We start from the raw sequence: 25,569 nt of genomic DNA, 5'->3' as shown, positions 1-25,569 counted from the left end.
GGCCTGCCCCCATAGAAAGCCGATGCCTTGCGCATCGGCTTTTTTACGTCCCCGGCACATGTGCAATCCTTGCAATGGATCATTGAGCCAATGGCCAGGATGTCGCACAATGGCTCGCATTCGCCGTTTTGCATCTCTGCAGAACTTTTTAAAACGCGCTAATCTAGCGCTGTTCCAAAAGGATCAAGTAGCATGTCGATAGCAGACCTACGTAAAGACTACAGCCGCGCCAGTTTGTCCGAACTCGAAGTCGCCGCCGACCCAGTTGACCAATTTGCAATCTGGTTCGACGAAGCGACCAAAGCACAGATCCCCGAACCCAACGCAATGAGCGTTGCCACCGTCGGGCCCGATGGAAGACCGTCTTCGCGCATCGTATTGATCAAGCAATTTGATCAACATGGCTTTACCTGGTTTACCAACTACGACAGCCGCAAGGGAAAGGAAGCCCAGGCCAATCCGTACGTTGCCTTGCTGTTCCACTGGGTCGAACTTGAACGCCAGGTTCGCATCGAAGGGAAGCTGGAACGCGTCAGCCAGGAAGAAAGCGACGCGTACTTCTCCAGCCGCCCCCTGGCCAGCCAATTGGGAGCCATCGCTTCCCGGCAGAGCCAGGCAGTCGCAGATCGCGACACGCTGGAACAGCAATACGAAACGACGAAACGGCAATACGGCGACCATCCGGTTCGCCCCGCCCATTGGGGTGGCTACCGGGTCATCCCTGATCGCATTGAATTCTGGCAAGGCCGGCCCTCGCGCCTGCATGATCGTGTGCTCTACACCCGAACAGACAGCGGCGAATGGCAGCGGCAGCGCCTGCAGCCCTGATCGCTGCCTGACCGGGGCTGCAGAACCCGTTTCACAATGAAACGGGTTCTTAAGCATTCACGTCACTACGCGGAGGAAAATCGTGTTTTGGGAAAAGAAGCTTGACGCCTGGGTAGAGAATGTCCGCAACGCATCGGCCCTGCCGCTGCGGCTGGTGTTGTGGAACGGCCAGCAATACGACTTCAGCCAGGGAGCCCCCGAGGTCACGCTGAAAGTGCCCCAGGCATCGGCCATCACCTCGCTGCTCAACCCTTCCCTCGCCAACCTGGGCGAAGCCTATGTCGAGGGCAAGATCGAGGTCGAGGGCGCGGTCAAGAGCATCATCAACGTCGCCAACGCGCTGGCGTCCAACACGCTCAAGGCTGAAGGCAAGCTGGGGCGCATGGTGCGCAGCGTGACCCACACCAAGAAGAAGGATGCCGAGGCGATCCAGTACCACTACGACGTCTCCAACGACTTCTACCAGTTGTTCCTCGATGAGCGCATGGTGTATTCCTGCGCCTACTTCGAAAACGGCGACGAGGATCTCGCCACCGCCCAGGTCAAGAAAATCGACCATATCCTGAACAAGATCCAGCTCAAACCCGGCCAGACCCTGCTCGACATCGGCTGCGGCTGGGGCGCGCTGGTGATCCGGGCGGCGCAGAAATTCGGCGCAAAATGCGTGGGCATCACCCTGTCGCAGAACCAATACGCGCTGGCCAGGGAACGCGTCGAACGCGCCGGCCTCGCCGACCAGGTCGAAATCCGCCTGCAGGACTACCGCGACGTCACCGGCGTCTTCGACCGCATCACCAGCGTGGGCATGTTCGAACACGTCGGCATCAAGAACCTGCCGCTCTATTTCGGACAGATCAACAATCTGCTGGCTGACGGCGGCATGGCGATGAATCACGGCATCACCACCACCGACATCGACAATGGCGAATCGCCTTACGGCGCCGGTGAATTCATCGACAAGTACGTGTTCCCGGCGGGCGAACTGCCGCACCTCAGCGCGGTCTTGAAGGCCATGCAGGAAGGCGGCCTGGAAGCGTTCGATGTGGAAAACCTGCGCCGCCACTACGCCAGGACCTGCAGCATGTGGGCCGACAATTTCGAAGCCAACACCGACGCCATCCGCAAAGTCACCGACGAGAAGCGCTACCGCATCTGGCGCGTCTATCTGGCCGGCAGCGCCTACGGTTTCGAGCGCGACTGGATCTCGCTGTACCAGGTCGTTTGCACCAAGGCCAATACCAGCGCGCAAGGCTTGCCCTGGTCACGCAACTACATCTACGGCAAATGAGGAAGCCGTAGCCCTCCCCTTTTTCGGCCCGGCGCCGATAGGCGCAGGCGGCTCAAACGACTCAAGCAGCTCAAGGCGCAAATAAAAGCGGGCGTACGGCTCACGCCATACGCCCGCGTCCGCGAGAGCCGTTTTCCTTATTCAGGCTTGCTCTTGCCTGCGAATACCTCGCGCAATTTCGCCAACTTGGGCGCCACCACAAAAGCGCAATACCCCTGGAAGGGGTGCTGCTGGAAATAGTTCTGGTGGTAATCCTCGGCCTTGTAGTAGGGCTGCGCCGGACTCAGCTCGGTGACGATGGGCGCGTCCCATACCAGCGCCATCTCGGCAATGATGTGCTTGGCGGTATCGCGCTGGAGCTCGTTCTGGTAGTAGATGACCGAACGGTATTGGGTGCCGATGTCGTTGCCCTGGCGGTTCAATGTGGTCGGGTCGTGGATGGTAAAGAATATTTCCAGGATTTCCCGGTAGCTGATGGTTTGCGGATCGAAACTCAGTTTCACCACTTCCGCATGGCCGGTCTGGCCAGCGCAAACCTGCTCATAATTGGGATTGACGACCGTCCCTCCCGTATAGCCGGACTCCACCGCATCGATGCCCTTGACCTGCTGGTAGACCGCCTCCAGGCACCAGAAACAACCGCCGCCCAGCACTGCGATTTCGCTAGCCATACAAACCTCCCTGTTCTTGATTGCCATTGCATCAGTTAAAACTCTAACGCAAAACGGTAGCAACCGTGCATTTTGTTGATGCACGCCAATATCGGAGCGGCCACGTATTCGCGCCAGCCTGCGGCAGGACCGGCCGCGATCCGTTATCATGCGCATGTCCGGCTTGCGCACTTACCAGGCGCCGCCCTTTCGAATCAAACCCCATACTTTCGATGCACACACGCTTCCCGCGCGCCGAGTCGCGCGAATTCGACGCCGCCCATTTCCGCCAGGCCCTGTCCCAATTCGCCACCGGCGTCACCGTGATCACTACGCGCCTGGCCGATGGCAGCCTGCTCGGCCTGACCGCCAGCTCCTTCAATTCGGTCTCGCTCGATCCGCCGCTGGTGCTGTGGAGCCTGGGGACAAAGGCCAATAGCCTGCCGGTTTTCTCGGGCAATTCGCATTACGTCATCAACATCCTGGGCGCCGACCAGGCGCATGTGGCGCAGCAGTTCGCCAGCAAGAAGGAAGACCGCTTCGAAGGCATCTCCTATTCACTCTCGCGCACCGGCCAGCCCGTGCTCGACGGCGTGTCCGCCTGGTTCGAATGCCATAACCGCAGCCAGTATCCTGAGGGCGACCATGTGATCTTCGTCGGCGAGGTCGAACACTGCGAGGTCCATCCGCAGGCGGCCTTGGTATTCCACAATGGGGGCTTCATCAAAACCGGGAAAATCTGACCCGCCCGACATGCTGCCTCGGCCTCGATGGCGCAGGCACGGCATAAAAAAAGCGCCCGAGGGCGCTTTTTCATTCAGCTCCGGCTAAATCAGAACTTGTAGCCGACAGACAGGAAGCTCACGATCGGGTTGATCGTCAGGCTGGTGCTGGAGTGCGTGGTGCCGCCTGCGGCCGCCGGCAGTTCAGTAGTGATATCAGCATTGGTCTTGAGCGGCAGGTAAGAAACCGAGAAAGACACCGACCAGTTCTTGTCGAAATTATAGGCCGCGCCGATGTTGAACACAGGCGCCCATGACGAACTCAGGTTGGCGCTGGACTTGGCCGTAGTGACGGCCCCGCCGCTGTACTTGCTCGAGATGGTCCGCTGGAAACCTTGGCTCAGTTCGATATTGTCATACCAGATATAACTCACACCGGCGCCGACGAATGGACGGAATTTGCTGTTGCCATCGCCGAAGTACCACTTGGCCACGATCGCCGGACTCCATTGCTTGGCCTTGCCGATCTCGCCAACGCCTGCCAGCGAGCCTGTGCCGTTCAGCTTGAAGGTCGGAGGAATGCCGAGGTCGGTCGTCAATGCGAAGTTATCGGTGAAAAAGTGGGTGAAAGCAAAACCGAGCGTATCGGCATTGGTGATCGTCGCTCCTGAACCTGGAATCGGACCGGCGCCCGGCCCATCGTTCTTGCGCAGAGTTTCGCTGGAATCCTGCGGCATCAGGTGAAACCACCCCAAGTTCACGATATTGCTGCCGGCGGTCTGCGCCATGGCCGGAGCAGCGAATGCCGCCATCACGGACAATGCGGCGATTTTGGGCAAAAGGGAAAATTGTTTCTGCATTTCTGTCTCCAAGAATTGAGGGCTGTGCCCAGATTTTTTATTCCCGCCGGCTGGTGTCGGCAGGTGGTTTCTCAACGGTTAATTTGCCGTTTTTGATTTTTTGCATCACTCAGGGCGACTGATACTTCCCCCGATATTTACATCTGCCAAACAAAAAGAACGTGCGTGCTATTCTTTGAAGATACTATGCCAGCTTTGTGACAATTTGTATAGACGATGTCGGCCGTTGTCTTGTTTTGACAACCAGCAACTGACCCGCAGGTCAGTACCAGCAACGACGGCAGAGCTTCAGGGGAAGGAAAGGCGGCGCTCAGGCGCCGGTCAGACGCGACAGGATGCCGATGGAATCGAAGGCGGCGCGGCGCAAACGGTCGTTAACGCCTTGCCACTGGCTCGTCACGGGGAGGGCCTCGACGACGATGATGTCGGCGCCGGCGTGGTCCATGTCGCGCAAGGCGGCATAGATGTCATGCGCATAGGCGCCTGCGTCTTGCGGCATGCGCCGCGCGGCAAACACCTGGGACGCTTGCGGCAGGCGATGGATCAATGCCGCCGTCTTGTTCTGCGCATGCAGCTTGGCAAGCACTTGCGGCAGTTCTTCCGGGTTGACCTGCACTACCGGCGTATGCGGCGCATAGTGCGCATCCAGCGTGCCAGACGCGCGCGGCGCGGCGGCATCCGGCGCGGCGGGCGCGGCGCCCAGCACTGCGGCAATCTGCTCGGCGCTGATCTGGCCCGGGCGCAACAGCACCGGTCCGTGGGTATCGATACGGCTGAGGTCGACGATAGTCGACTCGATGCCGACCTCGCTTTGGCCGCCATCGAGCACGTAATCGACCAGGCTGTCTTCATCGCCGCCAAACTCTTCGCGCACATGCTCGGCGGTGGTGGGGCTGACGTGTCCGAATTTGTTGGCCGACGGGCCGGCGATGCCGCCCTTGCCGCCGCGGAATTCGCGCAGCAAGGCCTGCGCCACCGGGTGCGACGGGCAACGCAAGCCGACCGAATCCTGGCCGCCGGCAACGGCGTCGGGAATGTGCGAGGCACGCTTCAAGATCAAGGTCAGCGGCCCCGGCCAGAAAGAGGCGATCAGACGGCGCGCCTCTACCGGCACCGACGCCGCCCAGTAGCCGATGTCGGCCTCGGGCGCCACGTGCACGATCACCGGATGGTTGGCCGGACGCCCCTTGGCGGCATAGATCGCCGCGATGGCGGCCGGATTCTCGGCATCGCCGCCGAGGCCGTAGACCGTCTCGGTCGGGAAAGCCACCAGCTTGCCCTGCTCCAGCTTGCGCGCAGCCAACATCACTGCGGCCGCATCGATCTGCAGCGTAGTGGGATTGTGCTTGTCGTCGCCCATGCTCGGTTCCTGCTGGCTCAAGGCGCGATGCCGAGGATGGCGCAAGCGGCAGCAAGCTGCTTCTGCGCCTCTTCAATGGTGGCGCCGGTGAAGGTCACATGGCCCATCTTGCGGCCGCGGCGCGCCTCGGCCTTGCCATACAAATGCAGATGGGCGCCGGGCAATGCCAGCACTTGCTCCCATGCCGGTTCGCGCACGTTCTCGCCGTCGTACCAGACATCCCCCAGGATGTTCAGCATCACCGCCGGCGAATGCTGTCGTGTGTCGCCCAGCGGCAGGCGGGCCATGGCGCGCGCCTGCTGTTCGAACTGGCTTGTGACGCAGGCATCGATGGTGTAATGGCCGCTGTTATGCGGACGCGGCGCCATTTCATTGACCACCAGAGAACCGTCCTGCAGCACGAAGAACTCGATGCACAGCACGCCGACGTAATGCATGCCTTCGATGATCTGCAAGGCCGCCTGCTGGGCGCGCGCGGCAGCGTCTTGCCCGATGTTGGGCCCGGGCACGGTCGTGGTGAACAGGATGCCGTCGCGATGCACGTTCTCAGCGATCGGATAGACCACGGCCTGGCCGTCGTCCCCGCGCGCCACCAGCACCGAGACCTCATAGGCCAGCGGCAGCATCTTTTCCAGCACGCAGGTCACGCCCTTCATGTCGGCGAAGGCGGCGCGCACTTCATCCAGCGTGCGCACGCGCGCCTGGCCCTTGCCGTCGTAGCCCATGCGGGCGGTCTTCAGGATGCCCGGCAGCAGGTCTTCGCCGATGGCGGCGATGTCAGCCTCGGAAGCGATCACGCGATGCGGCGCCGGCAATACGCCGGAACGGCTGCCGCACTCGGTGAAGAAGGCTTTCTCGGCGGTACGGTCCTGGGCGATCGAAACCCCGCTGGCGGCAGGCGCGACGAAAGTCTGGCCGGCCAGGGCCGCCAGGCTGTGCGCCGAGACGTTCTCGAATTCGGTAGTAACCGCGGCGCACAGGCTTCCCAACTCGGCCAGGGCGCGGGCGTCGTCATAAGGTGCGGCCAGCAGGCGGTCGGCCACCTGGCCGGCCGGGCAATCGGCATCGGCTTCCAGTACGGCGACCTTGAAGCCCATGCTCTGTGCGGCATGGGCGAACATCCGGCCCAGCTGGCCGCCGCCCATCACGCCCAGCCAGGTGGCAGGCGTGGTCGAGGGAACGGCGGGCCGGGCTTGTTTCGGGGACTGCGTGGTCATACGGGCAGTTTCATGTCGAGGGCGACTTGCGTCTGGGTCTTGCGGAAGGCCTCCAGCTTGGCGGCCAGCGCATCGTCGGTGGTCGCCAGGATCGCGATGGCCGACAGCGCCGCATTGGCGGCGCCGGCTTCGCCGATGGCATAGGTCGCCACCGGAATGCCTTTGGGCATCTGCACGATGGACAGCAGCGAATCCTCACCGCGCAGGTACTTGGACGGCACCGGCACGCCCAGCACCGGCACGATGGTCTTGGCCGCCACCATGCCCGGCAGGTGGGCGGCGCCGCCGGCGCCGGCGATGATGGCGCGCAGGCCGCGCGCGCGCGCGGTCTCGGCGTAGTCGAACATCTGGTCCGGCATGCGGTGCGCGGAAATCACCTGCGCCTCGAACGGCACATCGAAATCCTTGAGGATGGCCACGGCGTTCTGCATCACATCCCAGTCCGAGGAGGAACCCATGATGACGCCGACCAGCGGCTTGACGACGTTGCTCATGGCTCAGTCCTTCAGCGTGTTGCCGGTCAGGCGTTCCAGCGCTTCGCGGTACTTGGCGCCGGTCTTCTCGATCACGTCGGCCGGCAGCGGCGGCGCCGGCGGGGTCTTCTGCCAGCCGTCCACGGTTTCCAGGTAATCGCGCACGAACTGCTTGTCGAACGACGGCGGCGAGATGCCGACCCGGTAGCTGTCAGCCGGCCAGAAGCGCGAGGAGTCGGCGGTCAGCACTTCGTCCATCAGGTGCAGTACGCCGTTGTCGTCCAGGCCGAACTCGAACTTGGTGTCGGCGATGATGATGCCGCGGGTGGCGGCATAATCGGCAGCGGTCACATACAACTTGATCGCGATGTCGCGGATCTTGCTGGCCAGTTCGGCGCCGATGCGCTGTTCGGTTTCTTCGAAGCTGATGTTCTCGTCGTGCTCGCCGAGGTCGGCCTTGGCGGCCGGGGTGAAGATCGGCTGCTCCAGCTTGGAGGCCTGCTGCAGGCCGGCCGGCAGCTTGATGCCGCAGATCGCGCCGGTGGCCTGGTAATCCTTCCAGCCCGAACCGATGATGTAGCCGCGCACCACGGCTTCCACCAGGATCGGCTTCAGGCGCTTGGCCACCACGGCGCGTCCGCGCACCTGCTCCACTTCGCCGGGCGCCACCACCGATTCCGGATCGACGCCGGTCAGGTGGTTGGGCACGATATGGCCCAGCTTCTCGAACCAGAAGTCGCTCATCTGGTTCAGCACTTTGCCCTTGCCCGGGATCGGCTCGTTCATGACGACATCGAAGGCCGACAGGCGATCGGTGGTCACGATCAGCAACTTGTCGTCGCCGACGGCGTAGTTTTCGCGGACCTTGCCGGTGCCCAGGAGAGGCAGGGAAGTGATCGAGGATTTGTACAGACTGCTCATGGTGGTATTTTCGTAAAGTCAAAAACCGGGACCGCTGTGAACGGATCCCGGTTGGTTAGTGCGCGTGCGTCGAATGACTGAAATTACTGAACGATTTGCGCCAATTCGCCCTTCTTGTACTTCTCTGCCATCTTCTCCAGCGGCAGCGCCTTGATCTTGCCGGCCTGGCCTTCGCAGCCGAACGACAGGTAGCGCGCCTTGCAGACCAGCTTGGCCGCTTCGCGCGCCGGCTTCAGGTAGTCGCGCGGATCGAACTTGGACGGGTTCTCGAACAGGTAGCGGCGGATCGCGCCGGTCATCGCCAGGCGGATGTCGGTGTCGATGTTGATCTTGCGCACGCCGTGCTTGATGCCTTCCTGGATCTCTTCGACCGGCACGCCGTAGGTTTCCTTCATGTCGCCGCCGAATTCGCGGATCTCGGCCAGCAGTTCCTGCGGCACCGAGGAGGAGCCGTGCATCACCAGGTGGGTGTTGGGAATGCGGGCGTGGATTTCCTTGATGCGGTCGATGGCCAGGATGTCGCCGGTCGGCTTGCGCGAGAACTTGTAGGCGCCGTGCGAGGTGCCGATGGCGATAGCCAGCGCATCGCACTGGGTCTGCTTGACGAAGTCGGCGGCCTGGTTGACGTCGGTCAGCAGTTGCTCGCGGGTCATCTTGCCGTCGGCGCCATGGCCGTCTTCCTTGTCGCCCATCATGGTTTCCAGCGAACCCAGCACGCCCAGTTCGGCTTCCACGGTCACGCCGATGGCGTGCGAAAACTCGACCACCTTGCGCGAGACTTCGATGTTGTATTCATAGCTGGCCACCGACTTGCCGTCTTCCATCAGCGAGCCGTCCATCATCACCGACGAGAAACCCGACTTGATCGCGGCCATGCACACCGCCGGCGACTGGCCGTGGTCCTGGTGCATGACGACCGGGATGTGCGGATAGGCTTCCACCGCCGCCGAGATCAGGTGGCGCAGGAAAGCTTCGCCGGCATACTTGCGGGCGCCCGCCGAGGCTTGCATGATGACCGGCGCGCCGACTTCATCGGCAGCCTGCATGATGGCGGTAACTTGCTCCAGGTTGTTGACGTTGAACGCTGGCAGGCCGTAACCGTTTTCGGCGGCGTGGTCCAGCAATTGGCGCATGGATACGAGAGGCATGATAAGAACTCCAGAACGATAAAAAATCAGTACTCGCCAACCCGCAGGATCTTCAGGGCGTTGGTGCCGCCGACCTGGCCGATCGGCTCGCCCCAGGTCACGACGATCAGGTCGCCCTTCTGCACGACGCCTTGCGCCAGCAGCAGGTCCTGCACACCCTTCAAGACCACTTCGGTGTCGGTCGACTGGGCCAGTTCGAAGGTGCGCACATTGCGGAACAGCGCCGCCTTCTGGCGGGTGGCCACATTGGGCGTGATGGCAAAAATGGGAATATCGATATTGTGCCGGCTCATCCACAGCGCGGTCGAGCCCGACTCGGTCAGCGCGGCGATGGCCTTGACGCGCAGATGGTGCGCGGTAAACAGCGCGCCGTAGGCGATCGACTGGTCGATGCGGGTGAAACGCAGATTGAGGAAATCGGCATCCAGGCGCACATCTTCGGAGCGCTCGGCTTCCAGGCAGATGGCCGACATGGCTTCCACGGTTTCCACCGGATACTTGCCGGAGGCGGTCTCGGCCGAAGTCATCACGGCATCGGTACCATCCAGCACCGCGTTGGCGACGTCGGACACTTCCGCGCGCGTGGGCACGGCGTTGACGATCATCGACTCCATCATCTGGGTCGCGGTGATGGTCAGCTTGTTGGACGCGCGCGCCATCTTGATCATGCGCTTTTGCAGGCCCGGCACGGCGGCATTGCCGACTTCGACGGCCAGGTCGCCGCGCGCCACCATGATGCCGTCGGAGGCGTCGAGGATCTCCTGCAGCAGCGGGATCGCTTCGGCGCGCTCGATCTTGGCGATCATCATCGGCTTGTGGCCGAACGGCTCGGCCGCAACGTTGGCCAACTGGCGCGCCATTTCCATGTCGGTGGCGTTCTTGGGGAAGGAGACGGCGACATAATCGGCCTGGAAGCTCATCGCGGTCTTGATGTCGTCCATGTCCTTGGCGGTCAGCGCCGGCGCGGACAGGCCGCCGCCCTGGCGGTTGATGCCCTTGTTGTTGGACAGTTCGCCGCCGATCTTGACCTCGGTGTGGATCTCGTTGCCGATCACGCGCTCGACGGTCAACACGATCAGGCCGTCATTCAACAACAGTACGTCCTCGCCCTTGAGGTCGCGCGGCAATGCCTTGTAGTCCAGCCCCACGCGCTCCTGGTTACCCAGCTGGCAATCGGCGTCGAGGATGAACTTGTCGCCGTTGGCCAGCATGATCTTGCCATTCTCGAACTTCCCGACGCGGATCTTGGGCCCTTGCAGGTCGGCCATGATGGCGACCTTCTTGTTGCATGCATCCGCCACTTCGCGCACCAGCGTGGCGCGGTCGATGTGATCCTGCGGCTTGCCGTGCGAGAAGTTCAGGCGCACGACATCGACGCCCGCACGGATCATGCGGGTCAGGGTTTCACGGTCGCTGGACGCTGGGCCGATGGTTGCGACGATTTTTGTTGCTCTGGACATGAGGACTTTCTGGTTTCGACTTAGTGAAGAAGCCCGCCAGATCCCGGTAGAGGCATCGGGACCTGGCGGATGGCTTCCTGCCCCGGGATGCGCGTCTCCGGCGCACCCGCTGGTTGATGACTATTGCGCGCGCTGCAGCAGGATGTCGACGGCCGGCAGCGGCTTGCCTTCCAGGAATTCCAGGAAAGCGCCGCCGCCGGTCGAGATGTAGCCGACCTTGTCGGCAATGTTGTACTTGGCGATCGCAGCCAGGGTGTCGCCGCCGCCGGCGATCGAGAAGCCCTTGGAGGCGGCGATCGCGCGCGCCAGCGCTTCGGTGCCCTTGCCGAACTGGTCGAACTCGAACACGCCTACCGGGCCGTTCCAGACGATGGTGCCGGCACTGCCGAGCTGCTCGGCCAACAGCGCCGCGGTTTTCGGGCCGATGTCGAAAATCATGTCGTCGTCGGCCACATCCTGCGCATCCTTGACGGTCGCCACGGCGGTCGGCGAAAACTCCTTGCCGCATACCACGTCGACCGGGATCGGCACCGAAGCGCCGCGCTTGGCCATCATGTCGATGATGGCGCGGGCGTCGCCCACCAGATCCGGTTCGGCCAGCGACTTGCCGATCTTCAGGCCGGCGGCCAGCATGAAGGTGTTGGCGATGCCGCCGCCGACGATCAGGTTGTCGACCTTTTCGGCCAGGGTCTTGAGGATGGTCAGCTTGGTCGACACCTTGGAACCGGCCACGATCGCCACCAGCGGGCGGGCCGGCTGGTTCAGCGCCTTGCCCAGCGCATCCAGCTCGGCCGCCAGCAACGGGCCGGCACAGGCTACCGGCGCGAACTTGGCCACGCCATGGGTGGTGGCTTCGGCGCGATGGGCGGTGCCAAAGGCGTCATTGACATAGATGTCGCACAGCTTGGCGATCTTTTGCGCCAGTTCGTCGCTGTTCTTCTTCTCGCCCTTGTTCAAACGGCAATTTTCCAGCAGCACCACCTGGCCCGGCGCCACATCGACGCCGTCAACCCAATTGGAAACCAGCTTGACCTCGACACCCAGCAGCTCGGACAAGCGCCTGGCGACCGGCGCCAGCGAATCTTCCGGCTTGAATTCGCCTTCCACCGGACGCCCCAGATGGGACGTGACCATCACCGCGGCGCCGGCCTTTTGTGCATCGCGAATGGCCGGGACCGAAGCGCGGATGCGCGTGTCTTCGGTGATATTGCCGGCATCATCCTGCGGCACGTTGAGATCGGCGCGGATGAAGACGCGTTTTCCTTGCAACTGGTTGGCAGAAATCAGGTCGCTCAGTCGGTTGAATTTCATAGGTCCAAATTCGAAGGTGGGGGCGAAAAATGCAGTATTTTACTCCAGCCTGCCTGCTTCCAGACGGTTTCTGGGGATCGTTCGGGCGGTAATTCGCCCTGCGCTGCCTGCAGGCAGGCTATGGTGCGGAAGAGCTCAGGTTTACAGACTGGCAACCACTCACAATATCAATCTCAATATTGTAAAGAGTGCCATTCCTGCCACAATAGTTCCCAGCAGATGCCGCGTTGCAATGAAGAAAATCGCGCCGCCGATGCCTGCCAGCAGCTTGGGATTGGCCAGGCTGACGTCGACGATGCCTTCGGCCGCCACCAGGTCGGGAATGACAATGGCCGCCATTGCCGCCGCCGGCGCGTAGCTCAAGGCATGCTTGAGCCGGGGCGGCAGCTTGACGGCGTGGCCGAACAGAAAGAAACCGCTGCGGGTGATCAGCGTGGACAATGTCATGAGGGCGATGGCCGCCCAGATATACCAGTCGCTCATGTGGCTGTTGCCCCGTCTTCATCATCCTTGTCGCGCATCGGCAGGAACTTGTCCACCGCCAGCGCCGCCGCCATGCCCAGGACCATCGCCGCCAGCAACCCCAGGCGATAGGGAAAATGCAGCGCCAGCACCGCCACGGCGCCCGACACCACCACGCCGGCCAGCGCGGGCAGGTTGTTGGTCATCGGGATCATGATGGCAATCAGCGCCAGCGTGCCGGCAAAGCCGATGTTCCAGCTTTCCGGAATCTGGCTGGCCAGCAGGATGCCGATGGTCGCGCCCAGTTGCCATGCCACCCAGCCGGGATAGCAGATGGCCGCGAAGAAGCCGATCTTGCCGGCCGGCTGGCCCACGGTGTGGTGAGGGAAGCGCTGCGGAAAAAATGCCATCGAGATATCGCCGTTGAAAAAGCCGTACCAGACCCGGCGGTACCAGGGCAAATGCTCGAAATGCGGGGCCACGGCGGCGGAGAAGATGACGAAGCGCAAATTGACGATCATCGCCGTGAAAAACACCACCAGCAGCGGCGTGCCCACCGCCAGCAGCGGCAGCACCGCGAACTGCGCCGAACCGGCATACACCAGCAGGCTCATGCCCAGCGACTGGAAAATACTCATGCCCGACTTGACCATGGCCATGCCCGACACGATCCCCCAGGCGAACACCGCCGGTATGGTCGAGGCACTGGCCCGCCAGCCTTCCTGAAACGCTTCTCTTTCGACGCGGCGCGCCTCCGGCAGCGCGGCGCTGTCCGATGGCGCGGCGGCGCCCGTCTCCTTCTGCATTGTTATTTCCGCTTTGCGCTTGATGAAATGGGTGGCCGTGTAGTTTGCCTCACAGCATTTTTACCCAAGCCAGTCATTCTACAGATGAAAGTTTTTGCTCGCTTGAATCCGCTAAAATGGAGCTCTTTCGTTCCGTTTTCCGATTATTCCCCGAGGAGACATCCATCATGTCCATGGCAGACCGCGACGGCAAAATCTGGAAGGATGGCGAGCTGGTCGACTGGCGCGACGCCACCATCCACGTGCTCACCCACACCCTGCATTACGGCATGGGCGTGTTCGAAGGCGTGCGCGCTTACAAGACAGCGCAAGGCACGGCGATTTTCCGCCTCAAGGAACACACGCAACGCCTGTTCAACTCGGCCAAGATCTTCCAGATGGAAGTGCCGTTCGACCAGGAAACCATCTATGAAGCGCAGCGCCAGGTAGTGCGCGAGAACCAGCTGGAGTCCTGCTATATCCGCCCGCTGGTGTGGATCGGTTCGGAAAAACTGGGGGTGTCCGCCAAGGGCAACAAGATCCATGTCGCCATCGCCGCCTGGCCCTGGGGCGCCTACCTGGGCGAAGACGGCATCGCCAAAGGCATCCGCGTGAAGACCTCGTCGTTCTCGCGCCACCACGTCAATGTGTCGCTGGTGCGCGCCAAGGCCTGCGGCTACTACATCAACTCCATCCTGGCCAACCAGGAAGCGCTGGCCGACGGCTACGACGAAGCGCTGCTGCTGGACACCGACGGCTACGTTTCGGAAGGCTCCGGCGAGAACGTCTTCATCGTCAAGAACGGCCGCGTGTACACGCCCGACCTGGCCTCCTGCCTGGACGGCATCACCCGCGACGCGGTGCTGACCATGGCGCGCGACCTCGGCATCGAGGTCATCGAAAAACGCATCACGCGCGACGAGATGTACTGCGCCGACGAAGCCTTCTTCACCGGCACCGCCGCCGAGATCACGCCGATCCGCGAACTGGACCGCCGCACCATCGGCAACGGCGCGCGCGGCCCCATCACCGAGAAACTGCAGTCGCTGTTCTTCGACGTGGTCGCGGGCAAGGCGCCGCAATATGCGCACTGGCTGACGCTGGTGTAAGCCATCAGGATTCATTCACCGCATCAACGTTTCAACGCTCAAACAGCATCACCTACGGAGAAAAACATGAGCCAAGCTCAAGCATCCCAGGCAGTCGTCCAACTCGAAGGCAAGGACCTGCCGGCCCACTGCCCCAACCCCAACATGACCAGCTGGTCCTCGCACCCGCGCGTGTTCCTGGAACTGGACGACCATGGCGCGGCCAAATGCCCGTACTGCGGCACCCAGTACCAGTTGAAGCCGGGCACCGTGGTCAAGGGCCACTGAAACAAAAACCAAGAGGGCCGCTGGCCCTCTTTTTCCGAGCCTGTTTAAACTGGCTCATCTGCTTCGGAGATTCCCATGCCCCGCGCCAGCATGATCCATGGCTCCCCCGATGAAATCGAAGCCGCCTACTACGACGCCCTCGCCCGCGCCGACCTGGAAGCGCTGATGGCCCTGTGGGCCGAAGACGAGGAGATCGTCTGCATCCACCCCGGCTCCCGGCGCCTGGTGGGCCATGCCGAAATCCGCGCGGCGTGGGAAGACATCCTGGGCAATGGCGGCCTGCATATCCGGCCGCGCCAGTTGCACGCCACGCAGAACATGATGACGGCGGTGCACAGCGTGGTCGAAGAGATCAACCACGGCAACGATACGCAATCCGAGGTGCATGTCATCGCCACCAATGTCTACATGAAAACCGCGCTGGGCTGGCGCATGGTGATGCACCATGCCTCGGTGGCGCCGGGCGCGGCGCCGGCCGAACCGATTACCAGCGGCGCCATGCTGCACTGACGCCCCTATTCCCACTACCCGCCCACTAGCCACCATTGGCACAACAAGGCCGCACCATGCTTTACATCCCGCCCCGCTGGCTTCCCGGCGGTCACCTGCAAACCATCTATCCGTCGACCTTCATCGCCAAGCCGCCGGTGACCTATCGGCGCGAACGCTGGCAAGCGCCCGATGGCGACTTCGTCGATGTCGATTTCGTCGACGGCAAACCCGGCCGCCCGCTGGTGGTGTTGTTCCATGGCCTGGAAGGCTCATCGGACAGCCACTACAGCCGCTCGCTGATGGCCGAAGTGCAACGGCGCGGCTGGCACGGCGCAGTGCCGCATTTTCGCGGCTGTTCAGGCGAAATCAACCTGGCGCCGCGCTTCTACCATTCGGGGGATTCCGCGGAACTGGACTGGATCTTGCGGCGGCTCAAGCAGCGCCAGTCGGACCTGGGCGCCACGCACCTGTATGCCGCCGGCGTCTCGCTCGGCGCCAATGCATTGTTGCGCTGGCTGGGCGAATCGCAGCATGAAGCAGAGATCGTCGACGCCGCTTGCGCGGTGTCGGCGCCGCTCGACCTGGCCGGCGGCGGCGCGGCGCTGGCGCGCGGCTTCAACCGCCTCTACACCTGGGTATTCCTGCGCACCATGCGGCCCAAGTGCCTGGTGAAACTGGATCAGTTCCCCGGCCTGTTCGACCGCGAAGCGCTGCTGGCCGCGCGCGACCTGCATGCCTTCGACAACGTGGTCACCGCGCCGCTGCACGGCTACCGCAACACCGACGATTACTGGGACCGCGCCAGCGCCAGGCACATCCTGCACGACATCACGGTGCCTACGCTGGTCTTGAATGCCCAAAACGACCCGTTCCTGCCGGCCCGCCATCTGCCGCGCACGGCTGCGCCCGAAGTGGTACTGGAGTACCCTGAGCAAGGCGGGCACGTGGGCTTCGCCGCCGGCGGACCGCCGGGGCGGCTGGACTGGCTGCCGCGCCGGCTGCTGCATTTCCTGGAAGGCAAGAGCGAGTCTGCCTTCACGGAGCCAAAGGAAGGCATTCATGGATGAGATCGTCCGCCAGGCCATGGCCAAATGGCCCAACGTGCCGCATTGCTTCGGCTGGCTGCGACTGGATGCGCGCGGCGGCTGGCGCATGCGCGACGAGCGCGCGCAGCATCTCGGCCTGCCCGGCGACCGCATCGCGCACCCGGCCTTGCTGGCCTTCATCGAACGCAATTACGCCGCCGACGAAACCGGCCGCTGGTATTTCCAGAACGGCCCGCAGCGCGTGTATGTCGATCTCGAACTGATGCCCTACATCGTGCGCACCCAACCGGGCGCCAATGGCCATCCCGAACTCGTCCTGCACACCGGCCAGCGCATGGACAAAATCGATGCCGCCTGGCTCGACCAGCACGGGCGCTTGTACCTCAAGGAGGGGGAGAAAGCCGGCGCGCTGGACGACCGCGACATGGCGCACATGCTCGGCGCCTTGCGGGTGGACGGCAGCGCCGACGAGGATGCGCTGCTACGCTGGATGGAAGGCGGCAACCCCGGCGCCGTGCTCAAGCTTGAACATGCCGGCCGCGCGCTCACCGTGCAGCGCCTGGATGCGAACGAGCTGGCGCGGCACTTCGGCTTTGTCGCCATGCCCCGCCCGGAATGAAGTCCTGCTGAAGTCCGGCTGAAGATTTGCGTTAACCGCGATCCTTCATGTCCTTGGATTCATCCTTCCATTTTTCCTTCCACTCGCGCTCGCGCGCATCGATCATGGCCTGGTCGTAGAAGGTAGCGTCGGGCGCGCGGCGCGCGATCCCCAACTGCTCGATGGCGGCCAGCAGGCTGCCATTCAAGGCATAGGCTTCGGCCAGCGCCAGATGCTGCAGCGCCTGCTTGCCCTGCGCCGCATAGACTTTCGCCAGTTGTTTCTGGATCTGCGGATCGGTACGGTAGAGCTGCGCCTGGTCGCGCAGATACGCCACCGCCTGGTCATGACGCTGGGCCGCAATCAGGGCATCGCCATACTGGCGCGCCGCCACGCGCGAGATCGGAAACTGCTTGCGCATCGCCTCGGCCAATTGCAGCGCCTGCTGGCCTTGCTTGCGGGCGATCTTGATGTCGATCTCCAGGCTGGCGAGCATGATGCCGGTCTGCAACGGCTGCGACGCCTCCTGCGCCTCCTTGAGCATGGCTTCGGCCTGCTCCAGCTTGTTCTGCCGGTAGTAGACGTACGCCAGGCCGTACTTGGCGGACATCGTCTGCAGCTTGGTGTTCTGCTTCATCTGGCTCTGGAAGCGCTCGGCCACATCGCGCAGCCCTTGTATCGATTCGTTTTGCAGAACCTGGGTACGCGCGCGCACCAGCTGGAATTCGGGATTGTCCACACGCTGCTTGTAGCGCTGGTCGCGGATGCGCGCCTCGATGTCGGCGATGCGTTCCGTCGTCAGCGGGTGGGTCAGCAGGTAAGGCGGCACGGCATCGGTGAAATTGCGGGAAGCCGTCTGCAAGCGGCCGAAGAAGGTGACCATGCCGGACGGGTCGAAACCGCCATCGCGCATGATTTGCAATCCGATGCGGTCGGCCTCGCGCTCGGCATCGCGACTGAAATTGAGCTGGCGCTGGATGGCCAGGCCGGTGCCGCCCATCATGGTCGCCATGGCGGCATCGCCGCCGGCCCGGGACACGCCCGCCAGGGCGCCCAGCACGATGGCGGCCAGCTGGATCATGGAATTCTGCTTCTGCTGCCCCAGCATGCGCGCGATGTGGCGCTGCGCGACGTGGCCGATTTCGTGCGACAGCACGCCGGCCAGTTCGGATTCGGATTGCGCCGCCAGGATCAGGCCGCTGTTGACGCCGATGAAGCCGCCCGGCAACGCGAAGGCGTTGAGCGTCGGGTCGCGCACCATGAAGAACTGGAAATCGAAACCGGCTTCGCCGCGGACTTCGGGATGGATCGATACCAGGTTCAGGCCGAAATTGTTGAGGTATTCCGACACCGGGCCATCGTCGATGTAGTCGCGGTCGCTGCGGATGTCGTGCATGATCTGCTCGCCCAGCTTGCGCTCCATCAGCGGCGACAGTCCTTCGCGCTCGGTATCGCCCAAGGTCGGCAGGTTCTGCGCCACGCTCGCCACCGGGGCGATCGTCAGCGGCACGGTGGGCAACAGCAGCAGCGCCGCCGTCAGCGCGCGCGCCAGCATCCTGCGCGCCGGATGAAATGATGGGCTAACAGACGAAATCTCGGATTGTTGCATGGACAAAATCGGAAAAGGATTGCCGTCGTGCTGAAAACGAGAATGCCCGCAGCAGTCGCTGCGAACAGGCCCGGCACGCCTGCTATGATACCTGCTCTGTTTCTTCGTTCATCATTTTCCCCGGCAGATCGGCACATGAGCATACCCAGCGACCAGCAACCTCCCAGCGACGGCCTCACCCATTTCGACCAAGGCGGCCAGGCCCACATGGTCGACGTCGGCGGCAAGCGCGAATCGCACCGCGTGGCTGTGGCCAGCGGCGTGATCCGCATGAAACCGGAGACGCTGGCCATCATCGAATCCGGCACCGCCAAGAAGGGCGATGTCCTGGGCATTGCGCGCATCGCCGCCATCATGGCCGCCAAGCGCACGTCGGACCTGATCCCGCTGTGCCATCCGCTGGCGCTGACGCGGGTGGCGGTGGAGTTTGAAACCGACGCCGCCAACGCCAGCGTGCGATGCACCGCGCGCGTGGAAACCCATGGCAAGACCGGGGTGGAAATGGAAGCGCTGACGGCGGTGCAGGTCGGGTTATTGACCGTCTACGACATGAGCAAGGCGGTCGACAAGACCATGGTGATGACCGATATCTGCGTGACGGAAAAACGCGGCGGGAAAAGCGATATCAGCATGGCGCGGCCATAGGCCTTGCGAAAAAGCGCCCCGCAGGGCGCTTTTTCATGGGTGCTCAGGCAGTCCTTCCGATGGCGAATCATTCACGGCAGTTGGCGGGCGCGTAGCGCGCTTCCAGCGTGCCGGCGGCAAAGCCGCTATTGCGCGGCGCGCCTTCCGGCGCCGTTGCCTGCGCCACACCGGCTGCCGCGCACTGCCATTGGATGGAAGAGGCGGTCAGGGTCGGGGTCAACGTCAATGTGCCGCCGTTGCCGACACGCTTGCTGAAAGTGATCGTAATGACGCCGCCCACGCCGCGCGTTTGCATGGGAGTGACAGTGATGTTTTCCACATTCTCGGTTTTTACGAAGCCCGGCAATCCCAGCTGCGCCACTGTGAAGACGCCATTGTTGGTATTGGCCTGCTCCGCCACCGCCAGCTTGTAAGGTGCGGCCAGGTTCAGCCCTTCGGCCACGCGCGAACGCGCGATGTAGTCCTGGAACTGTGTAGCGCCGATGGTGGCGAGGATGCCGATGATGGCCAGCGTCACCATCAGTTCGATCAGGGTGAAACCTTGTTGCTTCTTGTTGCCGACAGCGGTTTTCATTGCGTTCCTGTTTAAAAATGGAAGACGTTGCCAGTATCGGCAGCGCCCATGGTGCTGCAAAGAGAAATACTTCCAAACTAGCAGAATTTAATCTCCGCCACGCTGACCTGGATCAAGCGTGCGCGGCTGATCCGGCTGGCCGGCTCAGGGCTGGCCGCTCTTCTCCTGCGTCCTGCGCTTCAGGTTCAGTCCGACCAGCACCACGCCGATGGCGCCGATCAGGCCGGGCAGGCTCAGGTGCAATTGCGCGCCGGGAACGACGAATTCGCTGTCGGGGATGAAACTCTGCAGGTGCGGCTGGATGCCGACATCGCTGAAAATCATGCCGCCGGCGATATAGCCGAGCAATGCGGCGCCCAGCGTGATGATAACTGGGAATTTCTCCATCAATTTCAAGACCAGCGTGCTGCCCCAGACGATGATGGGAATGCTGACGACGATGCCGAATACCACCAGCGCCATCTGGTGCTCGCCGGCTTGCTCGGCCGCGCTGGCGATGGCGATCACGTTATCCAGGCTCATCACCAGGTCGGCCACGATCACGGTCTTGACCGCGCCCCACAGGCGGTCGCTGCCGCTGACTTCGGCATGGCCGTCATCCTCGTTGAGCAGCTTGACGCCGATCCACAGCAGCAACAGGCCGCCGATCAGTTTCAGGTATGGCAGCTCCAGCATGGTCACGGCGAAAGCGATCAAGGCGATGCGGATCGCAATGGCGCCCAGGGTGCCCCAGACGATGCCCTTCATGCGCAGCTTGGCCGGCAGGTTGCGGCAGGCCAGCGCGATCACGATGGCGTTGTCGCCGCCGAGCAGGATGTCGATCAGGATGATTTGCCCAACCGCGATCCAGTTCAGATTTGCCAGAAATTCCATTCGTTTCCTTTGTGATGAGAAATCGCGCCATTGTACGCATCATGCGCCAGCGCGATTCTCCTGCTTTGCCGGACGCACCGCAATGCCTGCATCGGCACAAACGCGCAGCGGCGGCAACCGATGATGCCGCCGCCTCCATAAATGAACATGGGGAGCCGAAGCTCCCCATGCTTGTCTTGCTGGTTCCGCGTTGGCGCTAAATTACAGCACCGACTTCAACAGGCGGCCCATTTCGGACGGGTTGCGGGTCACCTTGATGCCGCACTCTTCCATGATCGCCAGCTTGGCTTCGGCAGTGTCGGCGCCGCCGGAGATCAGCGCACCTGCGTGGCCCATGCGCTTGCCCGGAGGCGCGGTCACGCCGGCGATGAAGCCGACCACCGGCTTCTTCATGTTGTCCTTGATCCAGCGCGCAGCGTTGGCTTCGTCAGGACCGCCGATTTCACCGATCATGATGACGGCGTCGGTGTCCGGATCGTCGTTGAATGCCTTCATCACGTCGATGTGCTTCAAACCGTTGATCGGGTCGCCGCCGATGCCCACTGCCGACGATTGGCCCAGGCCCAGCGCGGTCAGCTGGCCGACGGCTTCATAGGTCAGGGTGCCCGAGCGCGACACCACGCCGATGCGGCCCTTCTTGTGGATGTGGCCCGGCATGATGCCGATCTTGATTTCGTCCGGGGTGATCAGGCCGGGGCAGTTCGGGCCCAGCAGCAGGGTCTTGGAGCCGGCCTTGGCCATGCGATCCTTCAGGGCCAGCATGTCGCGCACGGGAATGCCTTCGGTGATGCAGATGGCCAGGTCCAGTTCGGCTTCGACCGCTTCCCAGATCGCGGCGGCGGCGCCGGCAGGCGGCACGTAGATCACCGAGACGGTAGCGCCGGTGGCCTTCTTGGCGTCGGTCACGTTGGCGTAGATGGGGATGCCTTCGAAGTCTTCACCGGCCTTCTTCGGGTTCACGCCGGCGACGAACGCGTTCTTGCCGTTCGCGTAGTCGCGGCACATGCGGGTGTGGAACTGGCCGGTCTTGCCAGTGATGCCTTGGGTAATGACCTTGGTGTCTTTGTTGATGAGGATCGACATTTCTCTTCCTTGACTGTGATGCCCGCGCCCGGCTTCGGTCGGTGCGCAATCTGTTTTCTGGCTCCGGACTTTGCCGGCGCGGGCTTTCGTGTTGGGTTACTTACTTGGCTGCAGCCACGACCTTTTGCGCGGCTTCTTCCATCGAGTCGGCCGAGATGATCGGCAGGCCCGAGTCAGCCAGCAGCTTCTTGCCGATCTCTTCGTTGGTGCCCTTCATGCGCACCACCAGAGGCACCTTCAGCGAAACCGCCTTGGATGCGGCGATCACGCCTTCGGCGATCACGTCACAGCGCATGATGCCGCCGAAGATGTTGACCAGGATGGCCTTCAGGCCCGGGTTCTTCAGCATGATCTTGAAGGCTTCGGTGACCTTCTCGGTGGTGGCGCCGCCGCCCACGTCCAGGAAGTTGGCCGGTTCGCCACCGAACAGCTTGATGGTGTCCATGGTCGCCATGGCCAGGCCGGCGCCGTTGACCAGGCAGCCGATGTTGCCGTCCAGCGAGATGTAGGCCAGGTCGAACTTGGAAGCCTCGACTTCAGCCGGATCTTCTTCGTCCAGGTCGCGGTAGGCGACGATTTCCGGATGGCGGAACAGGGCGTTGGAGTCGAAGTTGAACTTGGCGTCCAGGGCGATGACCTTGCCGTCGCCGGTCAGGATCAGCGGGTTGATTTCGGCCAGGGAAGCGTCGGTTTCCCAGTAAGCCTTGTACAGGCCTTGCAGGTTCTTGCGCGCTTCGGGGATGGAAGCGGCCGGCACGCCGATCTTGGCGGCCACGTCATCGGCGTCGGCATCGGTCAGGCCGGTGACTGGATCGATGATCACGTTGTGGATTTTTTCCGGGTTGCTGTGGGCAACTTCCTCGATGTCCATGCCGCCTTCGCTGGAAGCCATCAGCACGACCTTCTGGCTGACGCGATCGGTCACCAGGGAAACGTACAGTTCCTTCTTGATGTCGGCGCCTTCTTCGATCAGCAGGCGGCGAACCTTCTGGCCTTCAGGACCGGTCTGGTGCGTGACCAGCTGCATGCCCATGATCTGGTTGGCGTATTCCTTGACCTGTTCGATGGACTTGGCCACCTTCACGCCGCCGCCCTTGCCGCGACCGCCGGCGTGGATCTGTGCCTTCACGACCCAAACCGAGCCGCCCAGGCTCTTGGCTGCCGCTTCGACTTCGTCGACCGACATGCAAGGAACGCCGCGCGGAACGGTTACGCCAAACTGGCGCAGGATTTCTTTACCCTGATACTCATGGATTTTCATGGGAGCTTCCCTTTAGACACTAATTGAATAAAACTTGCCGGATTGAAATTCCGTCATCGGCGCAATGCCGGCTGACGAGAAAGCAGACCGCAACCCGCAGGCGGGCGTCGCATCCGTTGCCGGACGAGAACTGGCGCAGACATGAGCTGCGCGGGTTGCGAAAGGATTCGTAAAATTGGGCATGTGCATGCCGTCTGCATGAGTTGGTCTCTGATATTCGCATCTCGCCGGCATGCACCGGAGCGATCCGCATTATCCGTCTTCCCTGCTGTCGCCAGCCTTACATCGACCCGCCGCTTTCAAGAAAACAGCAATAATCGACATTTATCGGCTACCGCGCCGCAGCAAAAACTTCCGAATTCTAGCACAGGGCAGGGGTGCTGAGGGATGGTAGCGCTAACCTTGCCGATAAAGACCTGCGCCTGAGCCTTTCAATCGCTACCGGGGAGGTATCAGCCGAACGACGCCATGGCGCTCGCACCTTAATCAGTCATCCGGCCCGTCGTCATCCGACCAGGCGGTATTGAGCGCTTCACGGATGCTGCGGTGGGAAAACCCCCGCTGCTGCAAAAAACGCATACGCTTGGCGCGAGACTCGGCATCGACCGGCGGCTCGCTGAATTTGCGCCGCAGTACCTGGGCCGCACGGGTCCCTTCGTCTTCAGCCAGGCCGGATTTCAGCTCGGACAGCGCCTCGCCTTCGATGCCGTGACTTTGCAGCTCGGACAAGATGCGATTGTTGCCATAACGCGCCGCGCGCCGGTGCACCAGGGATTCGGAAAAACGCTCTGCGGAAAGGAAACGGGATTGTTCGAGCCAGTTGAGCAAGGCTTCGACATCATCGCCCTCTTGCGCGTAAGGGGTCAGCTTACGCGCAAGTTCCAGGCGACTATGCTCACGTGAAGAGAGATATTTGAGCGCCCGTGCTTTCAGGCTGATCGGCGGTCTAGGCATGACGTTCGACTACACGGGCTATGAGGCGGATGAAACGGTGACTGCATACGTCAAAAACGCTGAACGCATGCGGACATGCAGGCAAAACGGATACTGCAAAACAGCAACGACAGAAACACCAACCATCGCCGGCATCGCAAATAACACCATACAACGCCGGCAACGGCGACAACTACCGGGACAGCAACGACGGGAGAGGCATCCCTTGCCGCTGCCCCGGCCATACTAGTACGCCAATAAGGGCATGGCGCCCACGACGGCAGCTTCTTGCGGATTACGATGCCTGGACTTCGGCCTCGCCGTTGGCCAGTTGCGGCACGCCGAGCGCGATGCGCACCTTGTTTTCAATTTCACGCGCCAGTTCCGGGTGTTCCTTCAGGAAGTTGCGCGCATTGTCCTTGCCCTGGCCGATACGTTCGCCGTTGTAGCTGTACCAGGCGCCGGATTTTTCCACCACCTTGTGCTCGGAACCGAGATCGAGGATTTCGCCTTCGCGCGAGGTGCCTTCGCCATACAGGATATCGAAGTGGGCTTCGCGGAACGGCGGGGCCACCTTGTTCTTGACGACCTTGACCTTGGTTTCGCTGCCGATAACTTCGTCGCCGGACTTGATCGAACCGGTGCGGCGGATATCCAGGCGCACGGATGCATAGAACTTGAGCGCATTGCCGCCGGTGGTGGTTTCCGGATTGCCGAACATGACGCCGATCTTCATGCGGATCTGGTTGATGAAGATGACGGTGGTATTGGTGCGGTTGATGCTGCCGGTCAGCTTGCGCAATGCCTGCGACATCAGGCGGGCCTGCAGGCCGGGCAGGGAGTCGCCCATGTCGCCTTCGATTTCGGCCTTGGGGGTCAGCGCCGCGACGGAGTCGACCACGATCAGGTCGACCGCGCCCGAGCGCACCAGTGCGTCGGTAATCTCAAGGGCCTGCTCGCCGGTGTCGGGTTGCGAGATCAGCAAGTCGTGCAGGTTGACGCCCAGCTTTTGCGCGTAGGTGACATCCAGCGCGTGTTCGGCATCGATGAAGGCGCAGGTGCCGCCCAGTTTTTGCATTTCGGCAATGGCTTGCAGCGTCAGCGTGGTTTTACCCGAGGATTCCGGGCCGTAAATCTCGACGACACGGCCGCGCGGCAGGCCGCCGACGCCCAATGCGATGTCCAGCCCCAGGGAGCCGGTCGAAAAGACCTGGACTTCCTCGGCGACGGCGCCGTCTTCCATGCGCATCACGGAGCCCTTGCCGAATTGCTTTTCGATCTGCGCCAATGCGGCGGCAAGCGCCTTGCCCTTTTCAGAGTTGTTTGCAGCTTTTTTGTCGTCCATAAATCTCTTTCGGCAAAAGGTCGTGAAGAAGGTGTCTACTGCAGGATGTATCTCTTCAGTGCGCCGGAAACTGCGCACCGGTCAATTCTGTGTCGCTGCACTCATGAAGCAGTACTGTATAAAAAAACAGTGATTCGCGCAAGCTTTTTTGTCACCCGGAGGACGAAGGCCGATCCCCGCAGTCGAGGGGCCGATTATAAAAGATCGGGAGGATCGGCCGCAGAAATGCGACACAAGTACTGCAAGCAA

General features: G+C 62.3%; 27 protein-coding genes. 9 read left to right on the top strand and 18 right to left on the bottom strand.

The genetic code is table 11. The features are described from left to right. Positions 1 to 192: 192 nt before the first annotated feature. Together pdxH and FB598_RS12415 are read left to right on the top strand one after the other, a co-directional pair. A complete protein-coding gene (pdxH, locus tag FB598_RS12420; RefSeq protein ID WP_141914377.1) occupies positions 193 to 828 on the top strand; it encodes a pyridoxamine 5'-phosphate oxidase in 636 nt (211 codons plus the stop codon). An 82-nt stretch (positions 829 to 910) separates the two neighbouring features. Then, positions 911 to 2,116, top strand: a complete 1,206-nt coding sequence (locus FB598_RS12415; protein WP_141914378.1) for a cyclopropane-fatty-acyl-phospholipid synthase family protein — start codon at positions 911 to 913, stop codon at positions 2,114 to 2,116. A 137-nt stretch (positions 2,117 to 2,253) separates the two neighbouring features. Here the strand turns inward: FB598_RS12415 and msrA are convergent, their stop codons facing one another. After that, positions 2,254 to 2,787 carry a peptide-methionine (S)-S-oxide reductase MsrA gene (gene msrA, locus FB598_RS12410; RefSeq protein WP_141914379.1) on the bottom strand — a complete coding sequence of 178 codons (534 nt, stop codon included), beginning with the start codon at positions 2,785 to 2,787 and terminating at the stop codon, positions 2,254 to 2,256. Positions 2,788 to 2,999: 212 nt separating this feature from the next. Here msrA and FB598_RS12405 point away from each other — a divergent pair, with 212 nt between their 5' ends. Further along, positions 3,000 to 3,509 (top strand): flavin reductase family protein, encoded by a 510-nt coding sequence (locus tag FB598_RS12405; protein WP_141914380.1) that lies wholly within the window; start codon positions 3,000 to 3,002, stop codon positions 3,507 to 3,509. Between the two features lie 89 nt (positions 3,510 to 3,598). On the opposite strand, the gene FB598_RS12400 is transcribed toward FB598_RS12405, so the two are convergent. From FB598_RS12400 to FB598_RS12355, 10 genes are all read right to left on the bottom strand, one after another. After that, on the bottom strand, positions 3,599 to 4,348 hold the full coding sequence (locus tag FB598_RS12400) for an OmpW family protein (protein WP_141914381.1): 750 nt from the start codon (positions 4,346 to 4,348) through the stop codon (positions 3,599 to 3,601). A gap of 310 nt (positions 4,349 to 4,658) precedes the next feature. Then, positions 4,659 to 5,708, bottom strand: a complete 1,050-nt coding sequence (locus FB598_RS12395) for an L-threonylcarbamoyladenylate synthase (RefSeq protein ID WP_141914382.1) — start codon at positions 5,706 to 5,708, stop codon at positions 4,659 to 4,661. A 17-nt stretch (positions 5,709 to 5,725) separates the two neighbouring features. Next, on the bottom strand, positions 5,726 to 6,925 hold the full coding sequence (locus FB598_RS12390; protein ID WP_141914383.1) for a 5-(carboxyamino)imidazole ribonucleotide synthase: 1,200 nt from the start codon (positions 6,923 to 6,925) through the stop codon (positions 5,726 to 5,728). Then, positions 6,922 to 7,419, bottom strand: coding sequence for a 5-(carboxyamino)imidazole ribonucleotide mutase (gene purE, locus FB598_RS12385; protein ID WP_141914384.1), 498 nt, complete (start codon positions 7,417 to 7,419; stop codon positions 6,922 to 6,924). Before purE ends, FB598_RS12390 begins: the two co-directional genes overlap by 4 nt. A gap of 3 nt (positions 7,420 to 7,422) precedes the next feature. After that, entirely contained in the window at positions 7,423 to 8,319 is an 897-nt protein-coding gene (locus FB598_RS12380) for a phosphoribosylaminoimidazolesuccinocarboxamide synthase (RefSeq protein ID WP_141914385.1), read from the bottom strand. Positions 8,320 to 8,402: 83 nt separating this feature from the next. After that, complete coding sequence (fba, locus tag FB598_RS12375; protein ID WP_141914386.1) at positions 8,403 to 9,467, bottom strand: class II fructose-bisphosphate aldolase; 1,065 nt, start codon at positions 9,465 to 9,467, stop codon at positions 8,403 to 8,405. A gap of 26 nt (positions 9,468 to 9,493) precedes the next feature. Then, positions 9,494 to 10,927, bottom strand: a complete 1,434-nt coding sequence (gene pyk, locus FB598_RS12370) for a pyruvate kinase (RefSeq protein ID WP_141914387.1) — start codon at positions 10,925 to 10,927, stop codon at positions 9,494 to 9,496. A gap of 120 nt (positions 10,928 to 11,047) precedes the next feature. Next, the gene (locus tag FB598_RS12365) at positions 11,048 to 12,238 is read right to left on the bottom strand and encodes a phosphoglycerate kinase (RefSeq protein WP_141914388.1); all 1,191 of its coding nucleotides are present in this window, start codon (positions 12,236 to 12,238) and stop codon (positions 11,048 to 11,050) included. A 159-nt stretch (positions 12,239 to 12,397) separates the two neighbouring features. After that, positions 12,398 to 12,721, bottom strand: coding sequence for an AzlD domain-containing protein (locus FB598_RS12360; RefSeq protein WP_141914389.1), 324 nt, complete (start codon positions 12,719 to 12,721; stop codon positions 12,398 to 12,400). After that, positions 12,718 to 13,506, bottom strand: coding sequence for an AzlC family ABC transporter permease (locus tag FB598_RS12355; RefSeq protein ID WP_141914390.1), 789 nt, complete (start codon positions 13,504 to 13,506; stop codon positions 12,718 to 12,720). Before FB598_RS12355 ends, FB598_RS12360 begins: the two co-directional genes overlap by 4 nt. A gap of 167 nt (positions 13,507 to 13,673) precedes the next feature. Here FB598_RS12355 and FB598_RS12350 point away from each other — a divergent pair, with 167 nt between their 5' ends. The 5 genes from FB598_RS12350 (at position 13,674) to FB598_RS12330 (ending at position 17,018) form a co-directional block, all read left to right on the top strand. Beyond that, positions 13,674 to 14,594 carry a branched-chain amino acid transaminase gene (locus FB598_RS12350; RefSeq protein WP_141914391.1) on the top strand — a complete coding sequence of 307 codons (921 nt, stop codon included), beginning with the start codon at positions 13,674 to 13,676 and terminating at the stop codon, positions 14,592 to 14,594. Positions 14,595 to 14,660: 66 nt separating this feature from the next. Further along, positions 14,661 to 14,861, top strand: coding sequence for a zinc-finger domain-containing protein (locus FB598_RS12345; protein WP_141914392.1), 201 nt, complete (start codon positions 14,661 to 14,663; stop codon positions 14,859 to 14,861). Positions 14,862 to 14,936: 75 nt separating this feature from the next. Beyond that, positions 14,937 to 15,371, top strand: coding sequence for a nuclear transport factor 2 family protein (locus tag FB598_RS12340; protein ID WP_141914393.1), 435 nt, complete (start codon positions 14,937 to 14,939; stop codon positions 15,369 to 15,371). Between the two features lie 56 nt (positions 15,372 to 15,427). Continuing rightward, on the top strand, positions 15,428 to 16,420 hold the full coding sequence (locus tag FB598_RS12335) for a YheT family hydrolase (RefSeq protein WP_141914394.1): 993 nt from the start codon (positions 15,428 to 15,430) through the stop codon (positions 16,418 to 16,420). Next, positions 16,413 to 17,018, top strand: a complete 606-nt coding sequence (locus FB598_RS12330) for a DUF2946 family protein (RefSeq protein WP_141914395.1) — start codon at positions 16,413 to 16,415, stop codon at positions 17,016 to 17,018. The genes FB598_RS12335 and FB598_RS12330 overlap by 8 nt, the downstream gene beginning before the upstream one ends. 31 nt (positions 17,019 to 17,049) lie before the next feature. Here FB598_RS12330 and FB598_RS12325 read toward each other — a convergent pair whose 3' ends face one another. Next, on the bottom strand, positions 17,050 to 18,606 hold the full coding sequence (locus FB598_RS12325) for a M48 family metallopeptidase (protein ID WP_141914396.1): 1,557 nt from the start codon (positions 18,604 to 18,606) through the stop codon (positions 17,050 to 17,052). A gap of 135 nt (positions 18,607 to 18,741) precedes the next feature. Here FB598_RS12325 and moaC point away from each other — a divergent pair, with 135 nt between their 5' ends. Further along, positions 18,742 to 19,251, top strand: a complete 510-nt coding sequence (moaC, locus tag FB598_RS12320; RefSeq protein WP_141914397.1) for a cyclic pyranopterin monophosphate synthase MoaC — start codon at positions 18,742 to 18,744, stop codon at positions 19,249 to 19,251. A gap of 67 nt (positions 19,252 to 19,318) precedes the next feature. Here moaC and FB598_RS12315 read toward each other — a convergent pair whose 3' ends face one another. From FB598_RS12315 to recA, 6 genes are all read right to left on the bottom strand, one after another. Then, positions 19,319 to 19,825 (bottom strand): pilin, encoded by a 507-nt coding sequence (locus FB598_RS12315; RefSeq protein WP_141914398.1) that lies wholly within the window; start codon positions 19,823 to 19,825, stop codon positions 19,319 to 19,321. Between the two features lie 144 nt (positions 19,826 to 19,969). Then, complete coding sequence (locus tag FB598_RS12310; protein WP_141914399.1) at positions 19,970 to 20,698, bottom strand: TerC family protein; 729 nt, start codon at positions 20,696 to 20,698, stop codon at positions 19,970 to 19,972. A 201-nt stretch (positions 20,699 to 20,899) separates the two neighbouring features. Continuing rightward, positions 20,900 to 21,781 carry a succinate--CoA ligase subunit alpha gene (gene sucD, locus FB598_RS12305; RefSeq protein ID WP_141914400.1) on the bottom strand — a complete coding sequence of 294 codons (882 nt, stop codon included), beginning with the start codon at positions 21,779 to 21,781 and terminating at the stop codon, positions 20,900 to 20,902. A gap of 100 nt (positions 21,782 to 21,881) precedes the next feature. Further along, on the bottom strand, positions 21,882 to 23,042 hold the full coding sequence (gene sucC / locus FB598_RS12300) for an ADP-forming succinate--CoA ligase subunit beta (RefSeq protein ID WP_141914401.1): 1,161 nt from the start codon (positions 23,040 to 23,042) through the stop codon (positions 21,882 to 21,884). A 486-nt stretch (positions 23,043 to 23,528) separates the two neighbouring features. After that, the gene (gene recX / locus FB598_RS12295; protein ID WP_141914402.1) at positions 23,529 to 23,996 is read right to left on the bottom strand and encodes a recombination regulator RecX; all 468 of its coding nucleotides are present in this window, start codon (positions 23,994 to 23,996) and stop codon (positions 23,529 to 23,531) included. A gap of 274 nt (positions 23,997 to 24,270) precedes the next feature. Then, positions 24,271 to 25,320 carry a recombinase RecA gene (gene recA / locus FB598_RS12290; protein WP_141914403.1) on the bottom strand — a complete coding sequence of 350 codons (1,050 nt, stop codon included), beginning with the start codon at positions 25,318 to 25,320 and terminating at the stop codon, positions 24,271 to 24,273. Positions 25,321 to 25,569: the final 249 nt, after the last annotated feature.

Origin of the sequence: Herbaspirillum sp. SJZ106, from assembly GCF_006715495.1 — a bacterium.
GTDB lineage: Bacteria > Pseudomonadota > Gammaproteobacteria > Burkholderiales > Burkholderiaceae_D > Herbaspirillum.
This window is presented reverse-complemented; position numbering and strand designations above follow the sequence as displayed.

What these genes read in the sequence shown, in the direction of transcription:
- pdxH (WP_141914377.1), top strand. Translation starts at nt 193, where the DNA reads ATGTCGATAGCAGACCTACGTAAAGACTACAGCCGCGCCAGTTTGTCC.
- msrA (WP_141914379.1), bottom strand. Translation starts at nt 2,787, where the DNA reads ATGGCTAGCGAAATCGCAGTGCTGGGCGGCGGTTGTTTCTGGTGCCTG.
- FB598_RS12405 (WP_141914380.1), top strand. Translation starts at nt 3,000, where the DNA reads ATGCACACACGCTTCCCGCGCGCCGAGTCGCGCGAATTCGACGCCGCC.
- FB598_RS12400 (WP_141914381.1), bottom strand. Translation starts at nt 4,348, where the DNA reads ATGCAGAAACAATTTTCCCTTTTGCCCAAAATCGCCGCATTGTCCGTG.
- FB598_RS12395 (WP_141914382.1), bottom strand. Translation starts at nt 5,708, where the DNA reads ATGGGCGACGACAAGCACAATCCCACTACGCTGCAGATCGATGCGGCC.
- FB598_RS12390 (WP_141914383.1), bottom strand. Translation starts at nt 6,925, where the DNA reads ATGACCACGCAGTCCCCGAAACAAGCCCGGCCCGCCGTTCCCTCGACC.
- purE (WP_141914384.1), bottom strand. Translation starts at nt 7,419, where the DNA reads ATGAGCAACGTCGTCAAGCCGCTGGTCGGCGTCATCATGGGTTCCTCC.
- FB598_RS12380 (WP_141914385.1), bottom strand. Translation starts at nt 8,319, where the DNA reads ATGAGCAGTCTGTACAAATCCTCGATCACTTCCCTGCCTCTCCTGGGC.
- fba (WP_141914386.1), bottom strand. Translation starts at nt 9,467, where the DNA reads ATGCCTCTCGTATCCATGCGCCAATTGCTGGACCACGCCGCCGAAAAC.
- pyk (WP_141914387.1), bottom strand. Translation starts at nt 10,927, where the DNA reads ATGTCCAGAGCAACAAAAATCGTCGCAACCATCGGCCCAGCGTCCAGC.
- FB598_RS12365 (WP_141914388.1), bottom strand. Translation starts at nt 12,238, where the DNA reads ATGAAATTCAACCGACTGAGCGACCTGATTTCTGCCAACCAGTTGCAA.
- FB598_RS12360 (WP_141914389.1), bottom strand. Translation starts at nt 12,721, where the DNA reads ATGAGCGACTGGTATATCTGGGCGGCCATCGCCCTCATGACATTGTCC.
- FB598_RS12355 (WP_141914390.1), bottom strand. Translation starts at nt 13,506, where the DNA reads ATGCAGAAGGAGACGGGCGCCGCCGCGCCATCGGACAGCGCCGCGCTG.
- FB598_RS12350 (WP_141914391.1), top strand. Translation starts at nt 13,674, where the DNA reads ATGTCCATGGCAGACCGCGACGGCAAAATCTGGAAGGATGGCGAGCTG.
- FB598_RS12345 (WP_141914392.1), top strand. Translation starts at nt 14,661, where the DNA reads ATGAGCCAAGCTCAAGCATCCCAGGCAGTCGTCCAACTCGAAGGCAAG.
- FB598_RS12340 (WP_141914393.1), top strand. Translation starts at nt 14,937, where the DNA reads ATGCCCCGCGCCAGCATGATCCATGGCTCCCCCGATGAAATCGAAGCC.
- FB598_RS12335 (WP_141914394.1), top strand. Translation starts at nt 15,428, where the DNA reads ATGCTTTACATCCCGCCCCGCTGGCTTCCCGGCGGTCACCTGCAAACC.
- FB598_RS12330 (WP_141914395.1), top strand. Translation starts at nt 16,413, where the DNA reads ATGGATGAGATCGTCCGCCAGGCCATGGCCAAATGGCCCAACGTGCCG.
- FB598_RS12325 (WP_141914396.1), bottom strand. Translation starts at nt 18,606, where the DNA reads ATGCAACAATCCGAGATTTCGTCTGTTAGCCCATCATTTCATCCGGCG.
- moaC (WP_141914397.1), top strand. Translation starts at nt 18,742, where the DNA reads ATGAGCATACCCAGCGACCAGCAACCTCCCAGCGACGGCCTCACCCAT.
- FB598_RS12315 (WP_141914398.1), bottom strand. Translation starts at nt 19,825, where the DNA reads ATGAAAACCGCTGTCGGCAACAAGAAGCAACAAGGTTTCACCCTGATC.
- FB598_RS12310 (WP_141914399.1), bottom strand. Translation starts at nt 20,698, where the DNA reads ATGGAATTTCTGGCAAATCTGAACTGGATCGCGGTTGGGCAAATCATC.
- sucD (WP_141914400.1), bottom strand. Translation starts at nt 21,781, where the DNA reads ATGTCGATCCTCATCAACAAAGACACCAAGGTCATTACCCAAGGCATC.
- sucC (WP_141914401.1), bottom strand. Translation starts at nt 23,042, where the DNA reads ATGAAAATCCATGAGTATCAGGGTAAAGAAATCCTGCGCCAGTTTGGC.
- recX (WP_141914402.1), bottom strand. Translation starts at nt 23,996, where the DNA reads ATGCCTAGACCGCCGATCAGCCTGAAAGCACGGGCGCTCAAATATCTC.
- recA (WP_141914403.1), bottom strand. Translation starts at nt 25,320, where the DNA reads ATGGACGACAAAAAAGCTGCAAACAACTCTGAAAAGGGCAAGGCGCTT.